Here is a 13,360-nt window from a genome sequence, read left to right as displayed (position 1 = left end):
GTGGGACTACCCTAATAGTGTTCCCAAAAATTTGGGCGATCGCACGGTCAATCACAACCTTTCATCTTCGAGAGAAACCCGGTTTTGCCCGCTTGATAAATAAATAAATAACTGAACAGTAAACTGACTTTTACCCTTATCTTTCCATCATAGCGATCGCTATCAGTTTTTTAGCTGGGATGTTAAGACTTAAACAGGGATTTTGATGATAAATTCCGTACCTTTCCCTACTGTGGAATTGACTTCGATATTTCCACCATGTTTTTCCATCACAATCTGACGTGCGATCGCAAGTCCCAATCCCGTACCTTTACCGACTCCTTTGGTAGTAAATAAATGGTCAAATATTTTTTGTTTGACTTCTTCTATCATTCCTTTTCCATTATCAGCAATTGAGATTTTCACATGATTATCTGCCATTGATGTTTTAATGGTAATTTTATTTGGATTATCTTTAATATCTGCAAAATTTCGCCCTGTATTCGACTCATCCAAAGCATCAATAGCATTTGCCAAGATATTCATGAATACCTGATTTAATTGTCCAGAAAAACATTCTAACTGTGGTAAATTACCATAATCTGTAACTATTTCAATAGCTGGACGTTGGTCATTAGCTTTCAGGCGATGCTTGAGAATTAAAATTGTGCTATCAATGCCTTCGTGAATATTAAATGGCACTTTATACTCTTTATCTGCGCGGGAGAATGTTCTTAAACTGGTGCTAATATTTTCTAATCTGTCGCAAGCTAAAACCATCGCATCCAGCATCTTGGGAAAATCTTCTAAACTGTAATCTAAATCGATTGATTCTGCGTGTTTGCTAATTTCTTCATCTGAATTGGATGTCCTTTTTTGGTAGAGTTTTAAATGTTCAACAATATCAGTAAATGTGGGTTTTGCTTGTTTGAGACTCGCAGAAATAAAACCAAGGGGATTGTTCATTTCATGAGCAACACCAGCAACTAAATTACCAAGTGCAGACATTTTCTCACTTTGCACAATTGTTAATTGTGCTTGTTGCAATTTCTTGATCTGTTCTACTACCTGCTGTTCTAGGAACTCCATTAGGCGCTTCAATCCCCAGTGAACCTTGACACGAGCTAACACTTCTGCTTCGGCGAAGGGTTTGGTAATGTAATCCACTGCACCTAATGATAAGCCTTTAACTTTGTGTTCCGTATCAGCTAAAGCTGTCATGAAAATGATAGGAATTCCTTGAGTTATAGGGTTTTTTTGGAGATGAAGACAGGTTTCAAATCCATCCATTTTTGGCATATCCACATCTAGTAAAATTAGTTCTGGATGATTGCGTTCTACCTGAGCAAGAGCATCTTCCCCATCAACAGCCATGCGGACTTTATAGCCAGCAGCTTTCAATACTTGGGACAAGACAGATAAGTTAGTGGCGTTGTCATCAACAATTAAGATAAACGGTTGGGCTGGATATGGCATGGATTTAAGGGTTCAAAGTTCTGAGTTTCAATTAGGTATTAGCTGACGGTAAATGTTCATCTCAATCACAGGGTAATGCTTATTTTTAAGGAAGGTATTGTTGAATAAATGCCCGCAGTTTATGGAGTTCACAAGCCTCAGCAAAACTGATAATTTCTTGGGCGAAAATAGATTTACTGTCATCTTGAAGTTGCTGGGCGACTTCAATAATACCATCGATTTCTCCGTCTTGAGCTAACTCAAATAGCTGCTCTAAGATTGTAGTTTCAGGTGGTTGTATCTCACCATTTATAACTTCAATATCCTGGTTATTAGTGCGATTACTGTCATAAATCCAATCTAATTCCAGATATTTCTCCAGAAGTGACAGTAAATTTTCCGATTGTACGGGTTTGGGTAAGAAATCATTCCCCCCAGCATCTAAACTTTTGTAACGATCGCTCTCAAACACGCTGGCGGAGGAAATCAGCACAATTTGATTATGCAATTGGGGATGCGACCGCAATTTCTGTAAAAACTCAAACCCATCCATCACGGGCATTACCAAGTCAGTAATAATTAAATCTGGTGATATTTTCAGAACCTGTTCGATACCTTCAAGTCCGTTGTTGGCTTCGATGATTTCAAAACCAATTGGTTCTAAAAGATTCACCAAAACAGAGCGATTTTCCCAATGGTCATCAATGACCAAAATTTTGCGTTTTGAGCCTTTGTAACCTTTGACTAAACCTTTTGTCACTACTCTGGAAGCATCTGCCCAATTTTCTGCTTCCGGTAGTTCTAGTTCCAAACAAAAGGTACTACCTTTGCCTAGAATACTTGTAACCTGGATTTCGCTGTCCATCAAAGAAACAATTTTGTGGGTAATCGCCAATCCCAATCCCGTACCTTCAGATTGCTTTTTAGTATCACCAACTTGCTCGAAAGGAAGGAAGATTTTAGTGATTTTAGGACTTACGCATTGACAGGAAAGCTAGTTTATGTATTCAAGCGGCACAACTAGCATTCAAGTTATCCAAAACATATTCACGAATAACTTTTGTGAATAGATTCCTTTGTACTTCATACCAATTGTCAATGATGTTTTCAGAACGCATTTTCTCTAAACGAACAAATGCTTGAAGTGAGCAGAATATATGTGTTTTGATTGCGTGGCTATCTCTAACCATAAACCTACAAATGCCACATAGCTGTTTTACTGCTCTATGGAAACTTTCAATACCCCAATGTGTGTCATGAATAGTGATAAATTCAGTTCTAGTTATTTGTTGTAAGACTTCTTTCTGATTCTCGTCATCAGGCTGATAAAATATGTAGTGTCTAGAGTCTTCTTTCTTAAACACTTTCCTAAACAACTTTACAAATCCAAATTCTCTTAAATGAGTTATCAAACCTTCATCGTAAATCTCTAAAGTACTTACCTGACAGTACTTTCCAGGCTCATTTGATACTGTTCTATTTTTTTCAACTCCGAATAAAAAACCTAATTTCTGGTTTCTCAAAAATTTCAGATTTTCTACTCCTGAGTACCAACTATCCCCTGTGACTATTCGCGGCTTTAATCCCCAATCAGTCACTTCTATTAGCATCTCTTGGAAATAATCATTTTTGGTTTTTCCCTCCTTCTTATCGTATATCCTGTAATTTATGGGAACACAATTGCCTCGAATATCGCTGTAATAAAGTGTTATTAAATTTAAACCTTTAATCGTTTTATGATATTTACCAGACCAAAAATATCCAATTAATTCTGCGTATTTTGGGTTGCTGTACAGCTTTTCTATTACTGTATCATCAACACTTAAAATCCCTCCTTCTATATTGATTATCTCTTTTACTATGTCAAATAAATCTTTTGGCTCGTATCTTTCTCTCAGCAAAAACCTATTCACACTATCATGTGAAACATCTCCCAAGATTTCTGCCAATCGACTGCACCCTCCATGCTTTGGCTCCGATAGCAAGAACAGGGTGTAATGTTCCAAATTACATTGTGCTGTCGAGGGTTTGCTGATTTCTCTAATTGTCCGATACCTTGAAAGTAGACGACACCGTTTTCCAATGCATTATTTTACCATCCCGTCAATGCGTAAGTCCTAGATTTGTTCTTTTGTCATACCCACCCCAGTATCTTCTATGTGAAAGCGAATTTTGTTGCTGATGGGTTCTACTTTAAAAGTCACACTACCGCGATCGGTAAATTTAATTGCGTTACCTAATAGATTAATTAATACCTGACGCAAACGTTTTTTATCAGCACAAACACCCGTAGGTAATTTGGAGTCAACTTGGAAATTGAAAGTAATTCCTTTTTCTTCGGCACGGATACGGTTAATTTCAGCAACACTTTGTAGGAAGGAAGGTAAATGTAAAGGTGTGGAATGCAATTCTAATTTTCTAGCTTCGATTTTAGATAGATCCAATACATCGTTAATTAAATTCAATAAGTGAGAACCGCATTCATAGATAATATCGATGCCATTTTGACCTTTTTGGGTGAGGGGTTCATTACGTTTGAGAATTTGAGCATAGCCCAAAATACCATTCAGGGGAGTACGTAATTCGTGGCTCATATTGGCGAGAAATTCGCTTTTGGCTTTGTTAGCATTGTCAGCAATTTCTTTCGCATATTGAAGTTCAGAAGTACGTTCTATAACCCGTTGTTCTAAAACTTCATTGAGTTGCTTCAGGGCTAATTCTGCTTCTTTCCGCTCAGTAATATCTTGGAAAGTACCGAGAATGCCGATTACCAGACCTTTTTCATCATGGAGTGGGACTTTATTTGTTTCTAACCAAGCTTGTCTGCCATCAGCTTGAAGTTGGGGTTCAATGATGCCTAATTCCCCGCTATTAGCATCCATGACTCGGCGATCGCAAGCCCGAAAAAAATCAGCTTCTTCTTTTTTCCAAGCCAAGTCATAATCAGTTTTGCCAACAATTTTATCTGGAGTCCCAACACCAGCAATTTCTGCAAATTTACGATTACAACCAAGATAAATAGAATTTATATCTTTCCAGAAAATACATTCTGGTAGATTATCCATAACTAACTGTAATAATTGTTTTTGTAATATATCTCCGCCTGAAAGTGCTTCTGAAAATTGAGGAAAAATAGATTGTGTCATATGATTAATTCTCTATAATAATTAATACTTCTAACAATTTATCCTTTTTTGCTTAGTATTCCCGTGCAATCTGCAATAAGTAGCATGGCAAAAATACTCATACACGGATGGCGATCGCAAAGTCTTTACCCTTACCCAGTAAAGAATTACAACTCAATGTGATCCATAGGTATTTGCATTACAAACTCAGTACCCTCACCCAGTACAGAATTACAACTTAATTTACCACCGTGGGTTTCTGTAATAATTTGCCGCGCGATCGCCAACCCTAAACCCGTACCTTTCCCGACTCCTTTAGTAGTAAATAAATTGTCAAATATTTTTTGTTTAACTGATTCACTCATTCCTTTCCCATTATCAGTAATTGAGATTTTCACATGATTATCTGCCATTGATGTTTTAATGGTAATTTTATTTGGATTATCTTTAATATCTGCAAAATTTCGCCCCATATTCGACTCATCCAAAGCATCAATAGCATTTGCCAAGATATTCATAAATACCTGATTTAATTGTCCAGGAAAACATTCTAACTGTAGTAAATTACCATAATCTGTAACTACTTCAATAGCTGGACTTTGGTCATTAGCTTTCAGGCGATGCTTGAGAATTAAAATTGTGCTATCAATGCCTTCGTGAATATTAAATGGTACTTTATAATCTTTATCTGCGCGGGAGAATGTTCTTAAACTGGTGCTAATATTTTCTAATCTGTCGCAGGCTAAAACCATCGCATCCAGCATCTTGGGCAAATCTGATAAACTGTAATCCAAATCAATCTCTTCTGCATGTTTAGTTATTTTTTCATCTAGATTAGATGTGCTTTCTTGGTAGAGATTTAAATGTTCAACAATATCGCTAAATGTGGGTTTAGCTTGTTGGAGACTGGCGGAAATAAAGCCCAAAGGGTTATTCATTTCATGAGCGACACCAGCAACTAAATTACCCAAAGCAGACATTTTCTCGCTTTGGACAATTTGTAATTGTGCCTGTTGTAAATCTTCTAATGCTTGTTGTGCTTTTTGATAAAGTCGAGCATTTTCTAGAGAGATGGCAGCTTGGGAGGAAAGTAAATTGATAACTTGTAGATGTTCATTAGTAAATACGCCGCTTGTCAGTTTATTTTCTAGATATAAAATCCCAACTAAATGCCCTTGATTAATAATTGGTGTACATAAAATACTCTTGGGTTGATGCTCTAGCATATACTCCCCAATTACGCCAGGAATATCGGTTTGAGAATTATCAATGACAAGGGTTTCTTGAGTATTTTTGACGTAATTGATAATTTTTCTAGGGATATCTTGACAACTATCTAGTAATTGTGATTGAAGAATGGTTTGTATTTTATCTTGATTCAACAAGGTAATTGCTTGAACTTGCCAAGTATTTTCTTGAGGGAGAATAAGAACAGATTTTTCCGCTCCAGAATTTTCCAGGATAATTTTAGTCAGACTGCTGAGGAGTTCATCTAACTCAATACTGCTGGAAATTGCTTGAGCTGCTTTGAGAATGGAAGTAAAATCTAGGGCATCGGAAATGCTTGTATTATAGGTATGAGTAGAGGAAGAAGTCCGAGGTAAGGTAATAGTACCAATAGTTTCCCAGGGATTAAGGCTAATTTGTGGCTGTTGGAGGATAGGTTTGAGTAGTTGAGGATAGCGTTTTTCTAAGTCGTCGGTTTTGGCTTTTGCGCCCCATTTGGCGTAGCAATAGTAAGCTTCCTGCATATATGCTTGAGCGACTTTTTCTTTGCCCCAATTGAGGTAGAATTTAGCTGCTAGTTCGTTGGCTAAAGCTTCTTCTTGGATATATTCGTTGACTTTGGCTTCAGAAATGGCACGATCGTAAAGAGCGATCGCTTGATTGGGTTTACCTAGTACGCGCAGATATTCGGCTTCTAGCAGTAACAGTTTATGTAGGTAATTCATGGGAGCCGATTTTGCTAGCACCGCAAGACGCTGGTGAGTAGTCTTGACTTGGGCTAGATAGGCTTTTTGTTTAGCTCTCGTCACATCGGGATACAGTGCCAACCTAACTAGGGCATCATAAAAATAGAAAAAAGTTTTGAAAAAAGTGCCATCAAGATTGCTCAACAGCTTCTCGACGATCGCAATTTGTGCCATCGCTTGCTCGTAGCGATAAAACCAGAAAGCTAGGAGAATTTTATCTAAACTCGTATAAACTTGAGTTTCCCGATCCTCAACAACAGTCTCGTCAAAAAAACGTCCTACCAATTGACAAACATCATCGGGTTCTGTGGTGAGATTGTCTAGAATCTGACAAGACAGATCTTGCAGATTATTCATCACAGAGTTTTGAAGTCTCTGCATAGCGGGACGACTGGCGATCGCCTCCTGTTTTAAATCCACTAGATTTTGTCCGGCATGAAAGGCTTGTCCAAAATATACAGCTAGACTGTAGGCTGCATATTCTAAATCTCCCACTTCCAAGCTCACCTGATAGGCTTCCAAAACTAAAGGCAACAAGCTGCGTAAAGATTCCTGGCGATAGGCAATAAAGCGATTCCAGAGAAATAGAGTCGGAGCCAATGCCGCCCTAGAAGAAGAGGTCTGATGGCATAATGCGATCGCGGCTTTCCCTAAAGCATACCCAGCGTCGATCCGCCCCAGTTTCTCACAGAGCAGAAAAGCATGGATGATATAAGCCATCGATGATTTGGGAACATTGCCATACCGCAGGTACAGAGAGATCCCCCGAAACGTGATAAAGGGCAATATCTCCGGCATCCCAAGGGTAGCCGCCGATCCCATTGCATTGAACAGGTTGCAAGCGGCTAATTTATCGGGATCGGACATGGTGGGTAATTTCAGTAAATCCCTGGGGGTTTTGCGTGACATCCGATAGAGGGTGGCGAAGAATCCCAGCATGGTTTGTAGTTGGGAGGGTTTCTGAGGTAGACTAACACCGAATTGAGCTAAGACATTACAGGCGTAATCTACCGCAGCACGGGGTTCGTTTTGCGCCACCAGTGCCAGAATCTGAATTTCGTAGAATTTCGCCCGGTCTAATCGATGGTGCGTCTGTTGTAAGGCGATCGTTAGGAGCGTTGTCATTTGCTCATGGTTGCCGGAAAGATAGGCAACTTCGGTGGCTAGTTGGTGGAGTTCTAGGGTCAGTTCATACTGGTTTTGCCAACATTGAGGCGATAACAGCTGTAACCCAATATTAAGATAATTCATGGCTGCATCATATGCGGAGGATATTCGCGCCTTGGCTCCTGCTCGCTTGTTGAGACCCGCTAATTCCTCTCGCTCCTTGGCATCATCAATCAGAGATATACCGCGATTGAGTTGATTGACAATGTGGAAGAGTTGCAACTCCCATTCATCCTTAGGAGTGTGTTTTTGGAGTAGCCGCCCAATACTCAAATGTACTGCGGCGGTTTCATCTTCTGAAATCAGGCAATAGGCGGCTTGTTGAATGCGATCATGCAAGAATTTATAATTGACAATCTGCGAATTTTGTAATGTATTTTTGGTTGATTCTCCGATATAAAACTTGTAGATTTCACTAGTAGGTAAAATCAATCCTTCCTGCAAAGCTTTCCACAAATCAGTAGATGTTTCTATCTCAGATTTTTGGCAAATTATAGCCAAAGTTGCTAAATCAAACTGATTACGAATGCAAGCCGCTAACTTTAAAATTGACTGAGTAGCTTGGGGCAATTTTTGCAATTGCAATGCCATAAACTCTACTACATTATCTGTCAGGGCTAACGCCTTAACTTCCGTAGTATCACACTGCCAATTTCCCTGTTTCTCATCAAATTTAATCAAGCCATCTTCATATAGTGCCTTCAGAAACTGTGTACTAAAAAATGGATTTCCATTGGTTTTATAATAGACTAATTGAGTTAATATTTGAGCAATTTTGGCGGCACAACTTAATGTATCAGCCACCAATTGATTTAAACTATCGTTACTCAGAGGGTCAAGGGTAATAGTATTGATTGTGGCTTGAGATTTGATAATTTCTGCTAAACTTAACATCAAAGGATGGGCGGCTGAGACTTCGTTATCTCGATAAGCACCAATTAATAATAAATAGCCTTTGGCTGATTCGCTCATCATCAATTGCATTAACTTCAACGATGCCAAATCTGCCCATTGCAAATCATCTAAAAACATCACTAATGGATGTTCCTTAGTTGTGAATACCTGCACAAATTTCTGGAATAATAAATTAAACCGATGTTGTGCCGCCGTTCCTGATAATTCCGGTGTTGCTGGTTGCTGACCAATAATGCGTTCTAATTCTGGGATAACTTCAATAATTACCTGTCCATCGTCTCCGACAGCCTCTAATATTTTGTTTTTCCATGCTTGAATTTGAACATCATTTTCTGTCAGTAATTGCCCCATTAAATCCCGGAATGTTTGCACAAATGCCGAGAAGGGAATATTGCGATTAAACTGGTCATATTTCCCTTTAACAAAATAACCCCTTTGCCTGACAATCGGCTTATGAACTTCATTGACAACCGCAGTTTTACCAATTCCAGAGAAACCAGCCACCAGCATCATTTCTGTTGCACCATCGCTGACTCTTTCAAATGCTTGGAGTAGTTTTTCTACTTCGGTTTCTCGTCCATATAATTTATCAGGGATAATAAATCTGTCACAAATATCTTTCTGAGCAATTTGAAAAGACTTAATTTCCCCAGATTCTTTAATTTCAGCTAAACATTGCTGTAAATCATGTTTTAAACCTAATGTACTCTGATATCTATCTTCGGCATTCTTCGCCATCAGTTTACTGATAATCTCACCGATAACTTGGGGAATTCCTGATTTGATATCAGAGACACAAGTCGGCTGTTTCGCAATATGACAATGCACCAATTCCATTGGTTCTATGGATGAAAACGGTAATTGTCCGGTGAGCAACTCGTAAAAAGTGACACCCAAAGAGTAAAAATCAGTGCGGTAGTCAATCCCCCGATTCATCCTTCCTGTTTGTTCGGGAGAAATATAAGCTAATGTCCCTTCTAATACATTAGGATTGACAAGATTTTGAGTTTCCCTTGGCAGCAAAGATGCAATACTAAAGTCAATTAATTTAACTTGTTTGGTTTCTGGGTTAATTAATATATTGCTGGGTTTAATATCTTTATGAATAATCCGCTCTCGACAGAGAATATCTAAGGTATTACATAGAGATATGGCTATTTGTAAAAATTCTTCTAGAGAGGCGATATTTTGCGTTTCTAGTTCGGTGAAATAATCTTTGAGGGAAATTCCTCCAAAATCTTCCATCACCAACATATAACCATTTTGGTAAGGTTCTAGGCTATAGGTTTGAATGATTCCGAGATAGTTGAGGTTTTTAGCGATGGTATACTGATTGCGAAATTGTACGAGTTCGCTAAAGCTGGGATAAGGATTTTTTAGTACCTTGATTACCACTGCTGATGAGTCAGTTTCTTGCACTGCGCGATAAACCAGGGTTCTGGAACCGTTGTAAAGTTCTTCGCTAACTTCATAACCGGTAATACTCACTTGAGTGGTAATCATACTACCTTCATCTTTAAATACTTTTACATTTAGTATTCCCAGATATGCAACTAAATTTTAAAACAGTATCTTTCTACCTGATACCTTGATTTGATAACTTTGTGATATTGTTCTACTCGCCATCGGTTAAAACCTTCTAAGCTGTTCCGTATTTAAATCATATAATCTAAATTATTACAATTCTTGTGGGGTAGGCATCCCTGCCTGCCTTTGATATATGAGTTGGGTGCTTTTTAGCTTATCTCAATGCTTTTAGCTTAAGTTGACACGTATGAGTATTGACAAACCCCTACATTGATGGGATTCAAATATATGAAAGCTGTTGTAAATAGGGTCGTAATGGCAAGATATTTATACATTGCGAAAATCCCAAAATTTCGGGATTACTTTAACCTCAATTCATCATGGTTTCTTATTATTTCTTCACAAAATCCTCAGATTGGGTAAAATTAACTATGTGCATACAATAATATTCTTCCAAGCGTCACCAATCACATGGAACTGAACCAGCGAACATCCCAATCTCCCTTGAATCTGATTCTTCTAATTGCACCCTTTTTTCTTTGGGGTACAGCAATGGTGGCAATGAAAGGTGTGACTCCCCACACTACACCTTTATTTATGGCAGGGGTGAGAATCGTACCTGCGGGAATCATGATTTTGGCTGTTGCAGCATTAATGGGGAGAAAACAACCTCAGGGATGGCAAGCTTGGTTGTGGATTGGGTTGTTTGCTTTGGTGGATGGAACTTTATTTCAAGGTTTTTTGGCAGAAGGTTTGATGCGTACAGGTGCAGGATTGGGTTCTGTGATGATTGACTCCCAACCTCTAGCTGTAGCGCTAATGTCACTGTGGCTATTTAAAGAACATATAGGTTTGTGGGGATGGTTGGGTTTGGGATTAGGTGTTGGGGGTATCAGCTTGATTGGTTTACCGGATGATTTGATTTTGAATGTGTTTTCCGGTGTGATTTCTTTACCTAATTCCCTTAACCTGAATTCCCTGTTTAGCAGTGGTGAATGGTTAATGCTGCTTGCTGCTTTATCTATGGCAGTAGGAACAGTCATGATTAGATACGTAACCAAATACGTAGATCCTGTGGTGGCAACAGGTTGGCACATGATTATTGGTGGTTTACCATTGTGGGGAATTTCAGCAGTCACGGAAACCCAACGTTGGCAAAACTTAGTTACATCTGATTGGTTAGCCTTGAGTTATGCCACTATATTTGGTAGCGCGATCGCTTATGCGCTATTCTTCTACTTTGCCTCTAGTGGTAGTCTCACCAGTTTGAGTTCTCTCACCTTTCTCACACCCGTATTTGCACTGCTATTTGGCAACATATTATTAAGTGAAGTTCTCACACCTATACAGTGGATGGGTGTTGCTTTAACCTTGGTCAGTATTTATCTAATTAATCAACGTGATACTCTGGGTAGAAGCGAACAAGTGACAAAAGTTACTATCGCAGAACTTGCATCTACATCACAATCAGAAATATTTGAGCAACAACCCATAGAAGTCAAGTTAAAAGAGGGTTTAGCCACCAGGGATTAAGCGTGGTTAATCCTCAAACTGATCTGTCGCAAAGTTCTCAGATACCCTATATTTGTATCTGCCGCAGTTTAATTTATAGTTTATTGTCAGATTTTAAAGACTTTTGTCAAGATCCAAGTTAACATTTTAGTCAGCTTGAAGTTATCGTGATATCGGTAACTTTTTATGCACACCCTTGGCTATACTTTTCTGATATGCGGTTATGCGGTTCTTCCATACTAATCATTGCCTGTTTAGCTTGTTTAGGTCTTGATACAAGTTCAGCAAATGCTGTAAATTTCAAACTTGCCCAAGCTGAATCGACTGTAACACCTAGTTCTAGTCCTCAAACGAGTGATTCGATAAATCTAAAAATCGGAACTTCCGGCTCACAAGTTGAAGCTTTACAAACCCAACTCAAACAATTGGGATTCTATGATGGTGTGGTGGATGGTAATTATGGTGTGAGCACACGCAACTCTCTATCTCGTTTTCAAGCAAAACAAGGTTTGCCCGCCGATGGTATCCTCGGAAAGACTACTCGTGAACGGTTAGCGATTGCAATTAAACAGCAAACACCAGCAATTCCTACCCCAAATCCCACAACGGAAGTCAAAAAAAAGCCCCAAGAAAGTACGAAAAGTAGTATTCTATGGTGGGGCTTAGTTTTTTCTGGAGTACTCGGAACCTGCGGCGCGATCGCATACACGATCAATCGATTTTCTAAACCCAAACTTCTCCCTGCTACCTTAGAAGTAATTGATGCAGAAGCCGAAACAATCGACAAAACCTATGCATCAACAGCAGATTTTGCTCCTCGTGTTGAAACTTATACTGAACCTCAATATCTTGAAGCAACAGAAAAAAACTCCGACAACATAGAAGTTATAGACACTATTCCAGATTCTCAAGATCTACCAACTTCATCAAACACCGAACTACTAGCACCAGAAAAAACATCCCGCCTGATAAAAGTTAGTATTGTTGAAGAATTAGTCAATGATTTACGCAGTCAAGACCCCAACAAACGCCGTAAAGCCGTTTGGGACTTAGGACAACAAGGAGACTCACGGGCAATTGAACCCCTGCTTGATCTCATGATTGACGTTGACTCTCAGCAACGTAGCTTAATCTTAGCTGCATTAGCCGAAATATGCACCCGCACACTCAAACCCATAAATCGCGCTTTAGCCATTTCCTTACAAGATGAAAGTCCTGAAGTCCGTCAAAACGGTATCCGTGATTTAACCCGCGTCTACGACATGATGACACAAGTCAGTCAGATGTTATATCATGCCCTAGAAGATCCCAACGCCGAAGTTCAAGCCACTGCAAAATATGCCTTGGCACAAATGAACCGTATTCGTTCCATAGAAGGAAATGAAGGATTTAGAGATTGATATTCTCTCCTCTAAAAATATCTGAAAAATGCTACAAGAGACTTCCAATTAAATAATTATCCAATTGTTTATTGTGGAACACGCATCCCTGCCTATATTTTCTGGCAAGATACCCAAACCAGAAGATATTTTATTTTCTTTCTGGAAGTCTGCCATCTGTAGACATACTCCGAAGTCAAAAAATAAGCTACACCCTTACCAACTGTGCGTTCGCTTATTTTTAAACTCCAAATTGAATTAAAGCCTTAATTCAAAAAGAAAAGGGCGTTTTTTAAGTAATACCGATTTGAAAAAACAACGCGACAGA

6 protein-coding genes and 1 pseudogene are annotated in these 13,360 nt (G+C 38.9%); 2 read left to right on the top strand and 5 right to left on the bottom strand.

Features of this window, described 5'->3' with window-relative positions; all coding sequences use genetic code 11:
• Positions 1–189: 189 nt before the first annotated feature.
• The 5 genes and pseudogenes from CAL6303_RS20345 to CAL6303_RS20325 form a co-directional block, all read right to left on the bottom strand.
• Positions 190–1,455 (bottom strand): hybrid sensor histidine kinase/response regulator, encoded by a 1,266-nt coding sequence (locus CAL6303_RS20345; RefSeq protein WP_015199715.1) that lies wholly within the window; start codon positions 1,453–1,455, stop codon positions 190–192.
• An 85-nt stretch (positions 1,456–1,540) separates the two neighbouring features.
• The gene (locus CAL6303_RS20340; RefSeq protein WP_238993839.1) at positions 1,541–2,392 is read right to left on the bottom strand and encodes a response regulator; all 852 of its coding nucleotides are present in this window, start codon (positions 2,390–2,392) and stop codon (positions 1,541–1,543) included.
• A 49-nt stretch (positions 2,393–2,441) separates the two neighbouring features.
• On the bottom strand, positions 2,442–3,419 hold the full coding sequence (locus CAL6303_RS20335; protein ID WP_083866358.1) for a transposase: 978 nt from the start codon (positions 3,417–3,419) through the stop codon (positions 2,442–2,444).
• Positions 3,420–3,554: 135 nt separating this feature from the next.
• A pseudogene (locus tag CAL6303_RS20330) lies at positions 3,555–4,580 on the bottom strand (histidine kinase dimerization/phospho-acceptor domain-containing protein); the annotation flags it as partial.
• 146 nt (positions 4,581–4,726) lie between these two features.
• A complete protein-coding gene (locus CAL6303_RS20325) occupies positions 4,727–10,117 on the bottom strand; it encodes an ATP-binding sensor histidine kinase (RefSeq protein WP_015199714.1) in 5,391 nt (1,796 codons plus the stop codon).
• Positions 10,118–10,612: 495 nt separating this feature from the next.
• Between CAL6303_RS20325 and CAL6303_RS20320 the strand changes: the two genes are divergently transcribed.
• Both CAL6303_RS20320 and CAL6303_RS20315 read left to right on the top strand, forming a co-directional pair.
• Positions 10,613–11,674 (top strand): DMT family transporter, encoded by a 1,062-nt coding sequence (locus CAL6303_RS20320; protein ID WP_015199713.1) that lies wholly within the window; start codon positions 10,613–10,615, stop codon positions 11,672–11,674.
• Between the two features lie 194 nt (positions 11,675–11,868).
• Positions 11,869–13,053, top strand: a complete 1,185-nt coding sequence (locus CAL6303_RS20315; protein ID WP_015199712.1) for a peptidoglycan-binding protein — start codon at positions 11,869–11,871, stop codon at positions 13,051–13,053.
• The last annotated feature ends 307 nt before the right edge of the window (positions 13,054–13,360 follow it).

It is taken from the genome of Calothrix sp. PCC 6303 (assembly GCF_000317435.1).
GTDB lineage: Bacteria > Cyanobacteriota > Cyanobacteriia > Cyanobacteriales > Nostocaceae > PCC-6303.
Note: the sequence above shows the minus strand (reverse complement) of the source record. Positions and strands in the feature narration are given on the sequence as shown.